Source organism: uncultured Psychrobacter sp., assembly GCF_947488565.1.
Classification (GTDB): Bacteria; Pseudomonadota; Gammaproteobacteria; order Pseudomonadales; family Moraxellaceae; genus Psychrobacter; species Psychrobacter saeujeotis.
In genome coordinates this window covers 253035-271763 of sequence record NZ_CANKZC010000002.1, presented here as the reverse complement: position 1 = coordinate 271763, position 18729 = coordinate 253035, and the positions used below count along the sequence as shown (strand labels likewise).

General features: G+C 44.0%; 21 protein-coding genes. 9 read left to right on the top strand and 12 right to left on the bottom strand.

Translation table 11 applies throughout. From position 1 onward, the window contains the following. Window positions 1-128: 128 nt before the first annotated feature. On the bottom strand, window positions 129-599 hold the full coding sequence (locus tag Q0890_RS05400; RefSeq protein ID WP_299218397.1) for a sulfurtransferase TusA family protein: 471 nt from the start codon (window positions 597-599) through the stop codon (window positions 129-131). Window positions 600-882: 283 nt separating this feature from the next. Between Q0890_RS05400 and Q0890_RS05395 the strand changes: the two genes are divergently transcribed. Next, window positions 883-2574 (top strand): M48 family metalloprotease, encoded by a 1692-nt coding sequence (locus Q0890_RS05395; protein ID WP_299218395.1) that lies wholly within the window; start codon window positions 883-885, stop codon window positions 2572-2574. A gap of 42 nt (window positions 2575-2616) precedes the next feature. Here the strand turns inward: Q0890_RS05395 and Q0890_RS05390 are convergent, their stop codons facing one another. Continuing rightward, window positions 2617-3066: a GatB/YqeY domain-containing protein gene (locus Q0890_RS05390; RefSeq protein ID WP_299218393.1), complete on the bottom strand. Its 450-nt coding sequence runs from the start codon at window positions 3064-3066 to the stop codon at window positions 2617-2619. A gap of 188 nt (window positions 3067-3254) precedes the next feature. After that, on the bottom strand, window positions 3255-3470 hold the full coding sequence (rpsU, locus tag Q0890_RS05385) for a 30S ribosomal protein S21 (protein ID WP_010195908.1): 216 nt from the start codon (window positions 3468-3470) through the stop codon (window positions 3255-3257). Window positions 3471-3865: 395 nt separating this feature from the next. Here rpsU and Q0890_RS05380 point away from each other — a divergent pair, with 395 nt between their 5' ends. From Q0890_RS05380 to crcB, 4 genes are all read left to right on the top strand, one after another. Further along, complete coding sequence (locus Q0890_RS05380) at window positions 3866-4267, top strand: hypothetical protein (RefSeq protein ID WP_299218391.1); 402 nt, start codon at window positions 3866-3868, stop codon at window positions 4265-4267. Window positions 4268-4294: 27 nt separating this feature from the next. Continuing rightward, on the top strand, window positions 4295-4819 hold the full coding sequence (locus Q0890_RS05375) for a c-type cytochrome (protein ID WP_299218389.1): 525 nt from the start codon (window positions 4295-4297) through the stop codon (window positions 4817-4819). Window positions 4820-4972: 153 nt separating this feature from the next. Continuing rightward, window positions 4973-6010 carry a tRNA (adenosine(37)-N6)-threonylcarbamoyltransferase complex transferase subunit TsaD gene (gene tsaD / locus Q0890_RS05370; RefSeq protein WP_299218388.1) on the top strand — a complete coding sequence of 346 codons (1038 nt, stop codon included), beginning with the start codon at window positions 4973-4975 and terminating at the stop codon, window positions 6008-6010. A gap of 32 nt (window positions 6011-6042) precedes the next feature. Next, a complete protein-coding gene (crcB, locus tag Q0890_RS05365) occupies window positions 6043-6414 on the top strand; it encodes a fluoride efflux transporter CrcB (protein WP_299218386.1) in 372 nt (123 codons plus the stop codon). A gap of 106 nt (window positions 6415-6520) precedes the next feature. On the opposite strand, the gene Q0890_RS05360 is transcribed toward crcB, so the two are convergent. The 6 genes from Q0890_RS05360 to potA all read right to left on the bottom strand — a co-directional run bounded on the left by Q0890_RS05360 (window position 6521) and on the right by potA (window position 11510). Continuing rightward, window positions 6521-7018, bottom strand: a complete 498-nt coding sequence (locus Q0890_RS05360) for a GNAT family N-acetyltransferase (protein ID WP_299218384.1) — start codon at window positions 7016-7018, stop codon at window positions 6521-6523. Between the two features lie 21 nt (window positions 7019-7039). Beyond that, the gene (locus Q0890_RS05355) at window positions 7040-7279 is read right to left on the bottom strand and encodes a hypothetical protein (RefSeq protein ID WP_299218382.1); all 240 of its coding nucleotides are present in this window, start codon (window positions 7277-7279) and stop codon (window positions 7040-7042) included. A 250-nt stretch (window positions 7280-7529) separates the two neighbouring features. Next, window positions 7530-8420, bottom strand: coding sequence for a LysR family transcriptional regulator (locus tag Q0890_RS05350; RefSeq protein WP_299218380.1), 891 nt, complete (start codon window positions 8418-8420; stop codon window positions 7530-7532). A gap of 107 nt (window positions 8421-8527) precedes the next feature. Continuing rightward, window positions 8528-9358 (bottom strand): spermidine/putrescine ABC transporter permease PotC, encoded by an 831-nt coding sequence (gene potC, locus Q0890_RS05345; protein ID WP_299218378.1) that lies wholly within the window; start codon window positions 9356-9358, stop codon window positions 8528-8530. Further along, window positions 9358-10245, bottom strand: coding sequence for a spermidine/putrescine ABC transporter permease PotB (potB, locus tag Q0890_RS05340; RefSeq protein ID WP_299218376.1), 888 nt, complete (start codon window positions 10243-10245; stop codon window positions 9358-9360). The genes potC and potB overlap by 1 nt, the downstream gene beginning before the upstream one ends. Beyond that, the gene (gene potA, locus Q0890_RS05335) at window positions 10245-11510 is read right to left on the bottom strand and encodes a spermidine/putrescine ABC transporter ATP-binding protein PotA (protein WP_299218374.1); all 1266 of its coding nucleotides are present in this window, start codon (window positions 11508-11510) and stop codon (window positions 10245-10247) included. Before potA ends, potB begins: the two co-directional genes overlap by 1 nt. A 488-nt stretch (window positions 11511-11998) precedes the next feature. Here potA and Q0890_RS05330 point away from each other — a divergent pair, with 488 nt between their 5' ends. The 4 genes from Q0890_RS05330 to Q0890_RS05315 all read left to right on the top strand — a co-directional run bounded on the left by Q0890_RS05330 (window position 11999) and on the right by Q0890_RS05315 (window position 15649). Beyond that, on the top strand, window positions 11999-12637 hold the full coding sequence (locus Q0890_RS05330) for a carbonic anhydrase (RefSeq protein ID WP_299218373.1): 639 nt from the start codon (window positions 11999-12001) through the stop codon (window positions 12635-12637). Between the two features lie 159 nt (window positions 12638-12796). Next, a complete protein-coding gene (gene gloA, locus Q0890_RS05325) occupies window positions 12797-13375 on the top strand; it encodes a lactoylglutathione lyase (protein WP_299218371.1) in 579 nt (192 codons plus the stop codon). A 78-nt stretch (window positions 13376-13453) separates the two neighbouring features. Beyond that, on the top strand, window positions 13454-14413 hold the full coding sequence (locus tag Q0890_RS05320; RefSeq protein WP_299218369.1) for a mechanosensitive ion channel domain-containing protein: 960 nt from the start codon (window positions 13454-13456) through the stop codon (window positions 14411-14413). Window positions 14414-14476: 63 nt separating this feature from the next. Next, the gene (locus Q0890_RS05315) at window positions 14477-15649 is read left to right on the top strand and encodes a hypothetical protein (protein ID WP_299218367.1); all 1173 of its coding nucleotides are present in this window, start codon (window positions 14477-14479) and stop codon (window positions 15647-15649) included. An 88-nt stretch (window positions 15650-15737) separates the two neighbouring features. Here the strand turns inward: Q0890_RS05315 and Q0890_RS05310 are convergent, their stop codons facing one another. The 3 genes from Q0890_RS05310 to ribA all read right to left on the bottom strand — a co-directional run bounded on the left by Q0890_RS05310 (window position 15738) and on the right by ribA (window position 18354). Beyond that, the gene (locus Q0890_RS05310) at window positions 15738-16211 is read right to left on the bottom strand and encodes a cytochrome c (RefSeq protein ID WP_299218365.1); all 474 of its coding nucleotides are present in this window, start codon (window positions 16209-16211) and stop codon (window positions 15738-15740) included. A 406-nt stretch (window positions 16212-16617) separates the two neighbouring features. Then, window positions 16618-17622 (bottom strand): oxygen-dependent coproporphyrinogen oxidase, encoded by a 1005-nt coding sequence (hemF, locus tag Q0890_RS05305; RefSeq protein WP_299218363.1) that lies wholly within the window; start codon window positions 17620-17622, stop codon window positions 16618-16620. 48 nt (window positions 17623-17670) lie between these two features. Next, a complete protein-coding gene (gene ribA, locus Q0890_RS05300; RefSeq protein WP_299218361.1) occupies window positions 17671-18354 on the bottom strand; it encodes a GTP cyclohydrolase II in 684 nt (227 codons plus the stop codon). Window positions 18355-18729 lie beyond the last annotated feature (375 nt).

Here is an 18729-nt window from a genome sequence, read left to right as displayed (position 1 = left end):
TGTTGTGGACGATTCAGTAGATGGAGTAGTCATATTCTTGACCTTGGTTAATATAGGTAAGCAAATATTAAATAAGCAAATATTCAGATAAAATTCTGTGTTATCTCAATTGTAAAGGATAGCAACGCTTAGTTGCTATCGGTTTTGGTAATGATGAAGTGAAATATTGTATCGGAAGTCTTCATTGAAGTGTTATCCATCTCTTGCCCAGTAGTCATTTGATTGACAGTCAAAAGCAGCTGGTCAGTATCATTGGGCTTATGCGACTGCTGACAGAATGCTGCAATGTCTGCTTGAGAGTTGGGGTCAGTTGCTACGACATATAACGACTCACCACTCGCTACACTGCGCAGTGCGACTTTGGTTTTTAGTAGTGGCATTGGACAAGCAAGTCCGCGTCCATCCACCATGTTTTTTACTTTAATGACAGGTTGGGTATGGTCTACGGCCGCAGCTGACTGAATATAGTTGATGCAGTAGGTTGGTAATAAACGTAGTAAAGACGCAATCTTATCTTGCTCGGTAGCCGATAATGATTGCTGCAAGCAGACCTGATGAGGTGTGTATATCGTAGTATTTAAATTGCCTTTTGCAGACATAGATAAAATCCTTAGCATCTGAGCCATGATTAATTAAACTTTAACACCCAACGTTTAAAATCGTTGCAAATTACTGCAAAGTAAAATCAGCGTCAATATGAAACATAACTATTTTGAAATAACGGTTATATTATAACAAACTGTAGTAGAGCAAAAGCAGTTGAATATAGTCAACGCTATGATTGAGCTATTAAAATCATCATAAAAATTGACCTTGTATAGCCAACCTCGTATAGTCAAAAAACGCTATGACCATTAGTAGCTAATAGAACAGGACATACCTTTGAATTATTTAAATAGCCTTTTAAGCAACGAGCTTATAGCAGATCAGCGTACAGCCGACAAACCGCAGACTCGATTGTGGCGGTTATCTTGGCTATGCAAAAAGTCTATATTACGATACGCAGGCCTGCTTGTGCTCCCGCTACTTGTTGGTCATCAGAGCTATGCTGCTTCTACTATAGCTCAGCAGTCAATAACACCATCAGCACTGATGACTGGCTCAACGTATGGCACTTGGCAAACCGAAAAATCTGATGAATTACAGCTACCGAGTTTACAAGGTCAAGGCCTAAGCTTCGCTGACCAGTATCAAAACAAGCTGCTGGGTGAGTGGTCACTACAAAATATCAATGGCCGTGCCAAGATGGAGCATGATCCTTGGATTCAAGAGACCATAAAAGACATGACATGGCGTCTCAATGCTCAAGTACGGCAGCAAGCACCACTGGCGGTAGTCATTATTGACAACCCAAGTATCAACGCTTTTGCTGCGCCAGGAGGGGTTATCGGTATCAATACAGGAACGATACTAGCGGCAAATAGTATGGATGAGCTGGCAAGCGTTGTGGCACATGAGGTTGCCCACATTAGCCAGCGTCATTACGAAAATGGTGCAGATGAGCGCAAAAAAGCCATGTTGATGCAAATAGGCGGCATGCTAGCAGCGATTGCTGCCTCAGCAGCTGACGGGGATGCTGGCGCTGCTGTCATGATGGGCAGCCAAACCGCAGCTATGAACAGTAGCATGGCTTTTAGCCGTAATAACGAGCGCGAAGCTGACCGTGTGGGCATGCAAATTATGACACAGGCAGGCTACGACCCACGAGCAATGCCAAGATTCTTTGCCACAATGAATCAGCAACACCAGCTAAATCAAGTTGTCAATCGATTTTTGCCAAGCTTTGTACGCTCGCATCCACTTAGTAATGAACGCCTAAGCGACTCACAAAGTCGAGCTCAGCGTTATCCACCCTTATCATTGACCCAGCAGCAGCGTCATCAAGCATTATTTGATCTGCTTTACTGGCGAGTACAGACCATGGGCCAGCATGTCTCAGAAACCGCTCTAACGACTGCTGCCAAAAATAGCGTCGGGGCAAAGCTGGCGTTAGTACACTGGTATGGAGAGCAGCAGCGCTTTGATGAAGCGAACAAAACAATGCAGCAGTTACAAGGCTTGCCGGCAGCTGAGCGACAAATACTAGAGCCGCTATTATCTATCACTCATAGTCAAGTGTTAAGTGAACAAAACAACTGGACCAAGGCCGCAGACGTATTAGCAGAACAGCAACGTCTCTATCCTGAGCGCCGCGATTTGCGACTGTATCTGGCAGAAGCATTGACCAATGGTAATCAGCCGACCCAAGCACAAGCGCTACTCAAGCCTTTGACCAAGCAGCAGCCAAGCGATCGCTATGCGTGGCAAAGCCTGCAGCTGGCCAATGAAAAACTGGCCAAAACTGCTCCATCGCCGCAAGTAGCCCGTATTGCTACGATTAACGCGCTGCGTTATCGTAGTTATGATCAGCTATGGAATGGTCGTTACGAGTCGGCACTTATCTCACTTACGCAGGCCAAACGACTGGTCGATCAATTGGACGCTGGCGCACAGAGCAGCAGTGCTCGTCCATTATTGGCCAATATCGAACAAGAAATTAAAAACGTAAAAACCGCCAAAGATTTTAAACCTTAAGCGGTTGTTTAGATAGCAGCGGCTGTTTTTAAACAGTAAGGATTAACCTTGTAGCGCGTCTTTTACCAGTTTTGAGATGAGTGCAGGATCAGCGCGACCAGCAGTTTTATTTTTCAGTACGCCCATGACACTACCCATATCACGCATTGAGGTTGCGCCTTGTTCTTTGATTTCTGCATTGACTAAGGCGGCCAGCTCAGCGTCATTCATCTGCTGCGGCATAAACTCGTTAATGATATCAATCTCAAACTGCTCTTTGGTTGCCAAGTCATCACGGCTATTTTCAGTAAAGATAGCTAACGACTCTTGGCGTTGTTTTAGCTGCTTTTGTAGCACTTCTAAGACGCCTGCATCATCAAGCTCTTTTTGACGGTCAATCTCGATTTGTTTGACGACCGCTTGCACGTTGCGTAGTACTTTGACGCGCTCAAGCTCACGCGCTTTCATAGAGGCTGTGATATTGTCCGATAAGTTCTGTTTAAGTTGGCTCACTATTATTATCCTTACTCGTTAAGTTTTATTCGTTAGGCTTTTAAGAAGGTGCTTTATGATTGACCTGTTAATAAAAGTCTGTGTAAACAACAGCAATAACAAAAATTGTAGCATAAAAAACGCCACTGTTATTTATTGATAACAGTGGCGTTAGTGTAGCGCTTGTACTTAAATAATCGTATTAGTGATTAGTACATACGAGTGGTACGAATAGTTTCGCGTTGCAGTTTTTTCTTATAACGCTTTACGGCAGCAGCTTTTTTACGTTTGCGTACTTGCGTTGGCTTTTCATAAAACTCACGCTTACGTACGTCTGATAATACACCAGCTTTTTCACAAGCACGTTTGAAACGACGGATAGCGATATCAACTGGTTCGTTTTCTTTAACCTTAACTGCAGGCATGAAGACTCCTTGATTAGGATGAGATATAAAGGCATTAGTTTGGCTGTGTATTAGTATTTAGCCGTAATATCTCAAGATTATCGGCATCAGCTCAAACTAGGATAATTTGTGCTATAGCACAAGGGCAGGTATTTTAATAAAAAATAGCAACAAAGTCAATGCTTTTAGTGCGTTTAACTATGGGTGTTGTCGTGTAAAATGGACGATAAACAGGCATTATTGTTCATTTTACAAGCCTTTATAGACACGCTCAAAGCTAAGGTAGGTAGATAAGAGAAGAGTGAATAAAAAACCTTACTGCGTATAACGGTTTGGTTTGAGTTTATGCTATGATAATTCCCATATAGTAGTAGGCATATTCAAGATGCTGTCTCCATTTTATTAAAGGTGTTGGAATGAAAAAAACAGTACTAAATACAGCGTTAAGCGCAGCGGTGGTTGTTACTCTTGGGTTGGGTGTTACCGCTTGTAGTGGTGACAAAGACGGCGAGTCACATGAGGTCTTAGCAGTAGACAAAGTGGAAGAAGCCGCTGAATTGGCTCGTCAAAATGCCCCTGAAGCTGAAGACATGGAATTTCCAGAGACAGCGCCAATGCCTGTAGAGGGAGCTGATGACACTGCTGTAGATGGTACAGAGGCAGACGCTACTATGACTACACAAGAAGGCATGACTGAGCCTGCTACAGCAGAAGCCACTACTGACGATACCGACGCAACTACGACTGATAGTGCAACTACACCAGCTACTGATAATGCAGCAACAGAAACTGATGCTGAACCAGCGACGAATGAGTAGCTGCTAACATAAACTAAGAGGGGAGTTATGATGATAAACAAACTAACTTTATCTGCTTTTAGTATTAGCACATTGCTGTTATTGAGTGCTTGTAGTGGTGATAATAACACTGCTGACGAGTCTGCCACGATGGATGAACCTACTGAGACAAGCACAGTGGTAGAAGAAGCGTCTGTAGCAGATCCTGAAACCATGACGCCTGAACCTGTGGTCGAAGCTGAACCTATGGTTGAAGTGGAAGCTGAGCCAGTTAAAGTAGCGATGACTGAAGAAACAGAGCAAGAAACGGCTGCTGAGCCTGAGGTGTTGGCAGCTGATGCAGGAGCAAAGCTGTATGAGTCCAATTGTAAAGTCTGTCACGAAGCAGGTCTGCTCGATGCGCCCAAATACGGTGATAAGGCTGCATGGGCACCGCGTCTTGCTAAAGGTATAGAGACGCTACATATGCATTCAGCTAAAGGCTTCAACAAGATGCCAGCGCAGGCGACTGATAAGATAAGTGAAGCAGAAGTTTATGCTGCGGTTGATTATATGGTCGAGGCAGTTCAGTAATACTCTATATATAGAGTATATTGGCTATTGAAATTTGCTAAACTGACCGTCATTGTGACTGACAATGACGGTTTTTTTGTGCAAGTGTGTCAACTAACAAAAGATAAAGACGCGCAAAAAACATGCAGACCAAGGTATGATAAAGGCAAAACTATGAAGGTATTGGGTTTAGAGACGTCTTGTGATGAAACGGGGCTGGCGATCTTTGACAGTGAGCAAATGGGTAGCGACAATCAAGGTTTGGTCGGGCAGGTGCTGTATTCACAAATAGAGCTGCATGCACTCTATGGCGGCGTGGTGCCCGAGCTTGCCAGCCGTGATCATATACGTAAGCTGGTACCTTTGCTCAATGAGCTGCTTGAGCAGTGTGATGTCAAAAAAAGCGAGATCGATGCCATTGCTTATACCAAAGGCCCAGGCTTGATCGGTGCGTTGATGACAGGTGCCTTGTTTGGTCGCAGCTTGGCATACGGTTTAGGTATTCCTGCGATTGGGGTCCATCATATGGAAGGGCATTTGCTCGCACCGCTGATGGGCGCCAAACCACCAGCCTTTCCATTTGTTTCACTACTGGTATCTGGCGGGCACACGCAGCTGATCGCCGCACACGGTATTGGACAATATGAAATCCTAGGTGAGTCGATCGACGATGCAGCAGGTGAGTGCTTTGATAAAGCGGCCAAAATGCTCGGCCTGCCGTATCCTGGTGGTCCTAATATTGCCAAACTGGCCGAAAATAGCGATCAAAATACCTATGACCTTCCTCGTCCAATGTTGCATCGCGGATTAGACTTCTCTTTTAGCGGTATGAAAACAGCGGTGCATAATCTCATTAAAGATACAGATGGCTCTGACAGCGACCCGCAAGTTCGTGCCGATATTGCCGCCAGCTTTCAACATGCTATGGTTGATACACTAGTCAAAAAATGCGTGAAAGCGCTTAAGCAAGTCAGCATGAGCCGCTTAGTGATTGCGGGCGGCGTCAGTGCCAATACGCATCTGCGCGAGACCTTAGAAGCTGAACTGGCCAAAATTAATGCCACTGTGCATTATGCGCCGCCAGCGTTATGTACTGATAATGGGGCGATGATTGCTTATGCTGGTTTTGAGCGTCTACAAGCGGGTCAGGCTGATGATCTAGCCGTCAGCTGTATTCCGCGTTGGCCGATGACTGAGCTACCTGCGGTATGAAGTTTAAAACCCATACAAACTAAGGATAATCTATGCAGTGGCTTGCCATTGGTTTAGGAGCAGCATTGGGTGCTTGCCTGCGGGCGTGGCTATCGCGTTTTAATGCTTTGCACGGTTGGGTGCCACTCGGTACTCTGAGCGCCAATATCTTAGGTGGACTGCTGATAGGGTTGGCGCTAGTGTGGTTTGAGCGTATGGGGAGCCATTTGCCTGATCATGTACGGGTATTTGTGATAACAGGGTTTTTGGGCGGGCTGACCACCTTTAGTACCTTTAGCGCTGAAGTGTTTGGCTTTATCCATGATGGACGGCTGCTGGCAGGGTTAGGCTTAGTGGGTTTGCACGTCGGATTGACATTGCTGGCGACTGCTATTGGGTTTTACTTTTTTAAGTTGGTTTTGTAAGCTTTGGTATATATCACTCGTTTAGTCGTTTGATTTAAGTGGTTTATTAATTGCTTATAAGGTCTGTTTGGGTGGTTCTTTTAGGGTATACTCAAAATAACAGATGTTAGAGTATTTTTACCATTCTAATATCTGTTATTTTGGTGTGCTCATATAGTTCTTCATCACATTGCCCGTCAGAATTAAAACTAAATTTCTCATAGAAACTAATCGTAGATAGATTGGTTTTTAACACCCACAAAGATATACTGGAACAGCTATTACATTGAGAAGCATCAATTAGGGCTGCGTCCATTAACTTAGTACCTATCCCTAAATTTTGGTATTGCGGTAAGAGATACAAAGTGGTTATTTCACACTTTTGATCTTTCTTAAAGTAAGAAATAAATCCTACAGAAGTATCCTCAGCATCATATGCTATCCATGTATTTACACCAGAGCTAGGTAATACCTTCTCCCACATGTTCATTTTTTGAGATAAGTTATTTTCTTTGTCTCTATACGTTTTGGGTAAAAGGTTCGAGTACGTAGCATTCCAACTTTCAAAGTGTATATGAGCAACATCTGATACATCGTTCTGGTTTGCCTTCCGTATAAGAAACATGTGGCACTCCATAGTTAAATATTAGGGTAATACCACAGCGTAGCAAAATTCATCATCTGAGGTTTCATCTGATTGGTACGTAGATAAGGAAATATCTTGGCTGTCAGGGTAATGTTTTAAAATTAATTCGATTTTATCAATAATACAATCTTCCGAATCTGTCATCTCTCCGTTGTACACAGCTTGTTTAAAGCTCTCACTTTCATGTAGCTTAATTTTATATTTACTTTCTATTTCTCGTAGTTTTGAAAAAATACTCATATTTGATCCATTTTTTAATATTATTTAGATATTCATTGTATAGGCTTTTTCATGCTCCAATAAGCCTACATTTCGATGCCTGTATAGCGCACCGATCGCGAATAGAATATGTATGGTAAGTACACCACAAGGTACGCTAAAACTATCTGGAAAACTTAAATCTTTGCTGCCATTAGCCCACAGTCGTAGATTCAAGTCCTCACTAGGGACCATGCTTATCCCCATAAATGTACATTATGGTAAATAAAACCTACAACGGCTTCACAATCCCTTCTAACAAACTCGCAAACCCTTGCATATACGCCATATCTTGGCTCGCCGTGCGCGTTGCAGCATATAGCTGACAATGCACACCACTGCCCAATGGACGGGATACCACCCAGCCTTTTTTCTCATACTCCGCGACCACCCAATCAGGTAATGCCGCTACGCCGCGCTCACTGGCGACCAATTGAATTAGCATTGCTGTCAATTCAGTCGTACGAATACTCGCAAAAATTACCTCTGCAGGCGTCATAAAGTTGGCAATAATATCGAGACGCTTAGCTTCCACCGGATAAGCAATCAAAGTCTCGTCAGTCAAATCACTGGGCTCAATAAACTCTTGCGCGGCCAAATCATGCGTTGGTGAAAGTACCAAGCGACTCTCATATTCGAATAGGGGCTGATAGCTGATACCCTCTATCGGTAAATCACTGGTAGTAATCAATAAATCAATATCACCTTCCATCAATAAGTGATGTGGTTCAGGCTCAAAGCCCGTTGCAAAGTCCAGTTCCACATCCGACCATTCACGGCGGTAATGATTGAGTATTGGCATCAGCCAATCGAAGCAGCTATGGCACTCAGAGGCTAGGCGCAACCTGCCAGCCTGACCATGAGCCAAACGCTTAAGATTGGATTTGGTGCGAGTAACTTGCGGCATGATGCTGTCTGCCAATGCCAGTACCGTCTTGCCTGCAGGCGTAAAAGTGAGCGGACGTGTGCGGCGATTGACCAAGCTAATATCGTAGTAATTTTCCAGCTCTTTTAGCTGATGGGAGACGGCAGAGGCCGTGACGTGCAGCTCATCAGCAGCTGCGGCCAAAGAGCCATGCGCACGCAGTGCCGTTAAAGTATTAAGATGGCGAAGCTCTAACATAAGACAACCTGATCGCTGAGGTGAGAAAAATTCATTATAACTAATGTAGCAGTGAATTCCACTCAAATACTATTATTAAATTTTTCTTACCTAGAGATAGTTAATAACTAACGCCGACGTAACAACAGCTGCGAGATAATGACTAAGATAAGCGAGGCGGCCAATAGCAATGTACCAATAGCATTGACTTCTGGCTTGAGGCCGACGCGTACCATCGAGTAAATGCGTAGCGGTAAAATCTCATAGCTAGGCCCTGTGACAAAGGTCGACACCACCACATCATCAAGTGATAAGGTAAAGGCGAGTAACCAACCTGCCATCACCGCAGGCAGGATGACAGGAATCAAAACTGTACGTACCATGGTAGACTCACTGGCGCCCAAGTCGCGCGCCGCTTCCATCAAGCGCTCATCTAAGCTGCTTAAGCGTGCAAATACTGTGATAACCACAAACGGCAGACAAAAGGTAATGTGCGCGAGTAACAGCGAGACAAAGCCTAACTGCAGACCAATTAACAAGAATAATGCGAGCAACGAGATAGCCAAGACAATCTCAGGTGACATCATCAGTACAAATAACAGCCCATTTAGTAAGCCTTTACCGCGAAAGTTGTAACGATGTAGGGCAAGGGCGGTGAGCGTGCCGATTAAGGTTGAGACGGTGGCAGCGACCAAACCCAAGACGATAGAATGCCAAAACGCATCGAGCATCGCTTGGTTATTAAATAGCGACTCGTACCATTTGAGGCTAAAGCCGCCCCAGTTGTAGCCGATTTTTGACTTATTAAATGACATTACCACCAAGACGATGATGGGCAGATATAGCAAGGCATAAATCAGGCCAAGATAGCCCTTAGCGGCTATGTTGCCAATCCTCATAGAACTTTTACTCTTAACGGATGAGCGACTTGATGAGTTGCTTAATGAATTATCAGACATTAGGCCACCTCATTAAAGTCAGTCTTGCCGATACGGCGACTACTGGCACGATAGGCGAGTAATAGTACGGCCATCGCCAGGGTCAATAATACGCTGGCTGCGGCACCGAATGGCCAATCGCGCGCGTCTAAAAATTGGTTTTTGATGATATTACCAACCAATAAATTGCGCGAACCACCTAAAATATCTGCCACGTAGAACATCCCCATCGCTGGCAATAACACTAACAGCACCCCTGAGATAATCCCAGGCGTGGTCAATGGTAGTACCACGTGCCAGAAGGTTTGTGTTCTAGATGCGCCCAAATCCTGCGAGGCCAGTAGCATGTCATTGCGCAAATCGGTAAATACTGCATAGAGTGGCAATACCATAAACGGGAATAATAAATACGTCAGTCCAGCTATTACCGCGCCTTGCGTATACAAAATATCGATAGGCGTGTCGATGATACCTACCGCAAGTAGCGTTTTATTAATCAGACCGTTATTAGCAAACAGCAGTTTGAGCGCATAAGTACGTACCAAAGAGTTGGTCCAAAACGGCAGTATTAGTAGCATCATGAGCAATGGCTGCCAACGAGTTTGAGCTTTGGAGACCAACCATGCAAAAGGATAGCCCAGCAACAAGCAAATAACTGTAGTGATACCTGCCATCCATAGTGAATGAACAAACACCTCAAAATACAATGGGTCCACTATGCGTAGATAGCTGTCGATATTGACGGGCAAGCTGATAAACGCGCTGCTATCACGGGTCAAAAAACTGACCGCAATGACCAAAATGTTTGGTAACAACGCAAATATCAGTAGCCAGCCCCAAATCAGCCATAAGGTTGCGGTACGAAAAGGACTTTTATTGCCCAAGTTAAAACGGCTAGTACGCGCCATTAGCTGACATCCTTTTGCATGGCTGCTTTTTGTATAGACGCGCTTTGCTCAGGTGTTTTTTGTTCTGTCAGAGTGTCTTCGGGCAATACCCACTCCCAACCATCTACCCATGAGACTTTCACAGCTTCATTTAATTTGTAATCAAAGCTTGGATCATCTTCATCAAAAAACTCTGAGGCTTTGATGATATGACCGTTTGCCAGCTCAATAATCGAGTCTAAGGTACTGCCTTTATAGTTACTCTCAATGACGCGACCGAGTAAGCCGCCATGTTCTTTATCATTGGGATCATAAATGCGTAAATCTTCAGGACGAAGCAGTAGGTTGACGATATCGCCCACCTGTACATCATTGGCAAAATCAGGGCGGCGCAAATTACGTAATGTCGCTTGACCTTCTTGCGCCTGTGCTTCACAAACCTCGACTTCGATACGACCATTGGTCACGCGACCATCTCGATCTGGTTGATTGGGATAGACGCCTTTGACCTCTGCTTTAAACAGATTGGTCTCACCAATGAATTTGGCAGTAAACAAGTTGGCAGGGGTTTCATAAATCTCAATAGGGGTGCCAACTTGTTGAAACCTACCATCTTTCATCACCGCGATACGATCCGACATAGATAGCGCTTCTTCTTGGTCGTGAGTGACGAAAACGAAAGTAATACCTAATTCTCGTTGCAACCTTTTTAGCTCAGATTGCATCTGCAGACGCAGCTTGTGATCAAGTGCGGATAGTGGCTCATCAAGTAATAATAGTTTAGGACGATTAATCACCGCACGCGCAATGGCGACGCGCTGCTGCTGACCACCAGACAAATCTTGCGGCTTGCGATTGGCTAGGTGCTCAAGCTGAACCATTGCCAACATCTCACGTACCCGCGTTTGAATCTCAGCTTTGGGCACTTTTTTGAGTTTAAGACCATAAGCGACATTTTGTGCGACACTCATATGCGGAAACAACGCATACTGCTGAAACACAGTATTAACTGGACGTTTATCGGCGGGCAAACCTGCCATCTGTACGCTATCTAAATAAATCGCCCCTGCCGTTGGCTGCTCAAACCCAGCAATTAGGCGCAGCAGCGTAGTTTTACCGCAGCCTGATGGCCCAAGTAAGGTTAAAAACTCACCATGCTGGATATCGAGGTTGATGTCTTTTAATACTTCTGTTTGATCGTAAGTTTTTTTTAGACCAGTCAGTTGTAACAGTACAGTGTCAGATGATGCAAGGTTGTGGGGCGTATTCGTAAATGAGTCGGTCATAATATTCGTTCCTAAGTGTCCAGCATGTCAGTACATCTTTTAAGATAAGACACTGTAAACAACGTGGTTTGGCAAAGCGTAAGCGTGGTCTGGTTACTATACATTATAGCAAACCCTTAATATAAATTAAGCCAAGTTCGTTATTTGTTGCGTAGGCTGTGACGGCAAAAGTCTCCCTACTTTTTAAAGCATCTTCCTAGTATTTCTATGTATAATTTGAGAGGTTCACCATTTGTGTAAAGCCGAAACGTACGCGAAAATCTAATACGCTCTAGAGACTACTTCTGGTTTTTAATTGAAAAAATGACTTTAACACAATTTTTTTATCATTTTTTAGCCTCTATTCCTATACAATTACTTCATGGCTGACTAATATAATGAGCCAAAAGGCTTAAGAATTACTAATAGACCACGAGCTAAGTAATCGCTAAAAAATAAATCTAAAGCCATCTAATGCTCTAATAATTATCAATAATTAAGGACGCTTTATGCCGAACGATACACGCCCAAAAACAGGTCAAGAAGCACTCGAGCTTTTAAAAGAAGGCAATACACGTTACGTCGATAGCCTGACTAATACCGACCCCTGTATGCAAAAACGCCCAGAGCTTGTCAATGATCAAGATCCGCTAGCGATAATTTTGGGCTGCTCAGATGCACGCGTGCCCGTTGAGATTGTCTTTGATCAAGGCTTGGGTGATTTATTTGTCATTCGAGTAGCAGGTAATGTGGTAGCACCATCACAAATCGGTTCAATCGAGTTTGCAGCCGAAAAGTTCGGTACCAAGCTGGTAGTGGTGCTCGGACATTCACATTGCGGTGCGGTGACGGCTTGTGTTGAAGCGCTTATCAACCCTGAGCAGAACTATACGCCCAACTTACAATCTATCGTCGATCGTATTCGCCCAAGCGTTTATAACTTGCATGAGCTTGCAACAGCTAATGGTCAAGACGTAGATGCGGACGAATTACTTGAGCGTTCTATCAGTGCTAACGTGCGTATGTCAGTCAGTCAACTAAAACATGGTTCGCGTGCGCTAGAAGATTTAACCAATAGTGGTCAGCTGCTTATCGTTGGTGCAGAGTATGACTTAGAGACAGGGAAAGTACGGTTTTTGGAGAGCTAGTCAGTGTCATAAGCTCAGCATATTAAGGGCACGCTTTTACAAAACTTTATCAATAGTTTTATGAATTTTTATTACGATGAAGTGGCTTAGCAAATCGCTATTATAGTTACAGTGGTTTGCTAGCTTTCCAATCATTTTCTGTCAAATACTAGGATAATTATGTCTAATTTAGCTTCTAACTCGACAACCGACGACAACAAAGCAACGATAACTCAACCTACGAGTAGCGTAAATGCAAATGGTGTCCAATCCATCGCCGCTCAAACCACAGGTTTTACATTTAACCACACCATGCTACGGGTAAAAGACCCTGCCAAGTCACTTGAGTTTTATACTGGCGTGCTTGGCATGACGTTGTTAGCAGTCAAAAAATTCCCTGATATGGAATTTGATTTATACTTTTTAGCCAAGCTGACAGAAAGCGAGCGCGAAAACTTGCCAGCAGGTAGTGACTTGGAAATCTTTGCGTTCCGTCAACGCGGTATTTTAGAGCTAACCCACAACTATGGAACTGAAAACAAGACCGACTTTAGCTACCATGATGGCAATAGCGAGCCGCAAGGCTTTGGTCATATTTGCTTTAGCGTACCCAATTTAGATGAAGCGATAGCTTGGTTTGATACAAACGATGTGGAATTTAAAAAACGTCCTGAAGATGGCAGTATGAAAAACATCGCCTTTATCAAAGATGTCGATGGTTACTGGATTGAGATTGTACAAGCTGACTTGATGCGTTAAATTGCAGCGTCCAAAAGACAATGATTGAAAGACAATGCCTGAATAAAAAAGGTAAATAACTTAAGGAGCTTCCCCTATATGCCTAGCCCTGAGGCAGACACCATTGCTGTTGATCCAGCTACCACGCCCGATGAGCTGACGTATCATAGCATCATAGATTCAGCAAATGAGATATTGGTTGGTTTTGTCGAGCGTATTCCATATTTTGTTGCATCAATTATCGTTATCCTAATTTTTTGGTTTTTATCAATAGTATTTAAAAAAATCGTTCACAAACTGTTAGGTAGTCGGAGTCGACATCAAAATCTGGTCAAAGTGTTTCAGCGGGTAGGCGGGGCACTGATTATTTTTATTGGCTTTATGATAGCCATGGTCATTGCGGTGCCAGGTTTTACACCAGCCAAGTTGATTGGCGCACTTGGTATCGGTTCGGTCGCCATTGGTTTTGCGTTTAAAGATATTTTTCAAAACCTGCTCTCTGGTATTTTGCTGCTGCTCTCGGAACCCTTTCGTATCGGCGATCAGATTGTCTCAGGCGATTATGAAGGGACTGTTGAAGATATTAAGATTCGTGCGACGACTATCAGGACTTATGATGGTCGGCAAGTGGTCATTCCAAACTCAGATCTGTATACGTCAGCATTGACCGTCAATACAGCGTATAAGCAGCGCCGGCTGCAAGTGGCGGTCGGTATCGGCTATGAAGACGATATCGAGACGGCAAAGGCAGAGATTTTACGTGCGTTAGATAAGGCCGATAGCGTATCGACGAAAGCTAAACCAAGTGTTATCGCAACTGGCTTTGGCGGCTCGTCTATCGATCTGATGGTACGCTGGTTTATCGAAGATGGTACGCAAGCAAACAAAGTCGCCTCGATTCATCAAGTCATCGTCGAGATTAAGACAGCGCTGGATGCAGCAGATATCAATATTCCTTTCCCAATAAGGACGATAGATCTAAGCGATCCTTCAGTAAAAGCCATCGTCAACAGATTAAATGAACATCAAGCTGTTGATACCGATAAAGCCGAAAAATAGCTTGATTACAACAAGGCCTCTGCTTTGACCACAATATTTGTCTACGTTGAGTAGTCTTTGCCTATGACTAAAAGAACCATCGCTCTTGGAGTCATGAAACTTAGCATGGCTCAAAAAGAAGACCACAGTGCTTTAGATGCCTTAACTGAAGCAGCTATGGTTGAGTTTAATCAAGTTGTCCAAAAGACGTTAGATATTGAGGTGTCGTCGTTTTCCTTTACAGGGCATAGCCTTACTCCTAGCAAGCAAGGCTACCAAGCCCTCGACTTTGTACAGATCGGTATTAATGAAAAGACTGAACGCAAACTGGCATTTTTGCTTATCGTTACAGATGTGGAGATTGCCGCCGCGTCGATGTCCTACCTTCTTGCGCTGCCATCGCAGCTGACAAACGTGGCTGTAATCTCCACGCGCCGCTTGGTCGATCATGGAGAGGACAAGCTTTTACAAAAAGGGCTTCGTACCGAGCGACTTACCACGATAATGCTGCACTGCTTTGGGCGACTGCTCAACCTAAGCTATACAAAGGAGCCAACCAACTATTTGGCGCGCGTGGAGATGTCAGACGATCTTGACGCCATGCGACATTTCACAGTGATTCAGCAGCAGCAGATGGTCAAAAATTTGCCACAAGAAGCCAATGATCGTTACTCTAGGGGCAGTAAGCTCATCTTTATCATACGTCACATCTTAGGCAACCTTCCTCGAATATTTCGCGGTGCTATCAGAGCCAATCCATTACGTATTACCACCAAGCTACCAACCATGATCGCAACAGCGCTTTCAGTGATTATTGTCCTTATATTTGGCGGGGAGACATGGGATTTTGCTGCTTCAGTTTCCTACGGACAGCTGACAGTCTTTGTGATTACAAGTTTTTTGGCAGCCAGCTTTGTGTTATATCGAGCTTTTTCTTTTCGGCTGATTGCAACACGGCGAGGGCAGACGTCGGAGAGTTCAGTGGTCACAGCGGCAGCCACCTATTTGGCACTGATGCTGACCTTGATTTGTCTGTTTTTTATGTTTGGCGTATTGATGTACGGCGTGGTGGTGTTTGTGTTTCCGGATATACTGATGAGCACGTGGACTTCTGATAAAGATGGCGCTACCTTTGCCGCCCATATGCGACTGGCTGCCTTTTTGGCAGCGGTGGGAGTGCTGTCAGGCTCGCTTGGTGGGTCAGCAGATTCTCGCTCTGTGGTACGCAACGTATTATTTGCCGCTGACGAAACCTAGAAGCTGGTCGCATTGCTGACCCTTTATACTTGATGGATTATGGTCACCAATAACGCATGATTAACCATAATCTTTGATTTGGACTGTTTTAGTTATCTGTTTCTACTTGATAATCATCGTGGCATGACTTACAGCTTTTACCAACCGCGCCAAAAGCAGCTTCGATATCGCTGGCGCTGGTTGCCGTTGATGCCGCCATATTAAGCTCAGCACTGGCTTGTTGGAAATCTTCTGAACGAGCAATAAAATCATCGTTGTTGCTCCAAACTTCTTCTTTTGCATTACCAACAGCTTCAGCATCTACAAAATGATTCCAAGGAGTCTTAGACTCTTCTGCCAAAAACGCGGCTTGCTCTTGAAATACTTCAGCGTCAAAGGTATCTGGTTCTTTGACCATGCCGCCCATGACCTTCATTGAATCGCCATAATTTTTCATAATATCTTGACGCGCTTTAACATCAGGATGAGTAGGGCTGCTACAAGCGGTGATGCCAAGTGCCGCTGCCATAAGCGTAACGCCGAAGATTGATTTTATCGATTTGTTAGCGTGAACTTGTGTCATGTATATAACTCCTTTATACGTGGCTAATAGGAAGCATCTAACCAATGCCAATCCTTAAATGAGATGGTTATGTAAAATATAAAATAGACGCCTATAAACAATGGTTACTCATAAGTGTCTATTCTATATACATTGTCTTTAATGTAACGGTGGATGCTACGATAGATGTAGGTCTCTTGCGTACACTTTTGTAAGCGCATGTAACTTTATAATTAATAGCACTATAAAAATAAAGGTCAGCTATAAAAGCTGACCTTCATTCGTAATTGGATACGATGCTGTCCATAAAGAATAGACAGTTTATAAAATATCGTTAGGTATAAGCGCAATACAATGACCACTATACGGTATAAATTATACTAAAAATACTGATTGACCATTGTAAGCTCCATTATGCCAATAAGGATTATAAAGTCAACCAATCGCGCGGTTTTAGATAAAAATCAGTCAACTCAAACTCAGGTGAGCCAGGCTCTGGATCAAAGCGATAATGCCAACTGGCAAGGGGCGGCATGCTGACCAAGATAGACTCGATACGTCCATTACTTTGTAGCCCAAAGAGGGTGCCGCGATCATAGACAAGGTTGTACTCGACATAGCGACCGCGACGATACAGCTGAAATTCGCGCTGCTCATCAGTATAAGGGGTGTCTTTACGCTGCTCAAAAATAGGCACGATACCTTCAAGGTAACCATTACCTACCGCTTTCATAAAGTCAAAGCAGGTTTCAAAATCCCAGCCACGACTCTCAGTATTGACATCATCATAGAATAGACCACCAATACCGCGCTGCTCATCTCGATGACGCAAATGAAAGTACTCATCACACCACTGTTTAAAGTCAGGATAGACGCTGTCACCAAAGGGCGCGCACAGATCATGACAGACTTGATGCCAATGAACACAGTCAGCCAATACAGGGTAGAACGGCGTCAAATCAAAACCGCCACCAAACCACCAAATAGGGTCTTCGCCTGCAGCTTCTGCGACAAATAAACGCACGTTAGCGTGGCTGGTAGGGACGTTTGGATTCTTGGGATGTACGACTAGAGATACACCCATTGCTTGTGCCTTGCGACCGGCAATGTTAGGGTGACGAGCAGTTGCTGAAGCGGGCAAGTTATGAACATGGATATGGCTAAACATGACACCTGCTTTTTCGATGACCTTGCCATCTGCTAAAACACACGAGCGTCCGCCCCCACCTTCTGGACGCTCCCAGTCGTCAGGAACAAAGGTTGCATCGCCGCTGCCATCACGCTCTTGCGCTTCTAGTGTTTGGCAAATACGCGCTTGTAGGTCAACCAAAAACTCACGTACACGTGTGATGTCATCAGGTGTCGGCGTGGTTTGGTTGCCGTTAGCATCAGTATTGTGGTTGGTTGTACTATTTAGATTGGGAATGCTCATAAAAATTTCTATCACTATAGCCGTTGGTAAAGATTTTTGATGATAAGTTTATTTATTAAGATGAGCTTTGGTATAAAACTCTTTATCAAGCAGATGACCCATACGGTCACGTTTGGTGGCCAAATAATCGGCGTTGCTGTCATTGACCCCGACCACCAATGGTACCCGCTCAACGACATTAATACCATTGTCCGTTAAATAAGACACTTTATCCGGGTTGTTGGTAATAAGACGAACTTCATCAACGCCTACATGAGCAAGCATAGGGCCACACATATCGTAGATGCGCGCGTCAGCAGGCAGCCCTAACATAAGATTGGCATCTAGGGTATCATGGCCTTGATCTTGCAAAGCATAGGCACGAATCTTGTTGGTCAAGCCAATGCCACGACCTTCTTGACGCAGATATAAAATAGCACCGTAACCAGTCGCTTGTATTGCCTCCATAGCCGTATTAAGCTGTGGTCCGCAATCGCATTTTAACGAGCCAAAAGCATCGCCTGTCAAGCATTCAGAATGGATGCGCACTAAAGGTACAGAGCTTTCTATTGACTTGGTATGAGGTTTTATAGGGCGTGTTTGCATAGCGTTTTTTTCTGGCAGAGGGTCTACCACTGGTAGGCCAACACTAAGCATCACGTGTTCTTGACCGTCTTCATTTTCAAATACATGAAGATCAAACTCGCCGTGACGAGTGGGTAGTTTTGCACTGGTAATAAATTGATATGACATTGATGTCCTGCATAGGCCGATCATCGTGGCAGTAGAAATTATAAAGGCCATAGTCGTATCGTAACGGCTATGTGTCGAAGAGCGGGATAAGCAAGCTATATGTTTGCAAAACCCCTGTTCATAATAACTGTCACTAGCTGGTTATCATTGTATAATGTTCATAATGATAACTTTTCAACGTGATTGTGAGAAAAACACACAAAGTTCACAGACGATGCACGATGAGTAAAGCGACAGTTTAAAAAAAATGCTATTATGCCATACTATTTTAACGGATACAGTGACAAGTCTTTGCCCTTATATTACTGTATCGTCATTTGTGCATAGTATGCAATATATGGTTATTGATTTACTATTGTCATGGTTATTTTTATT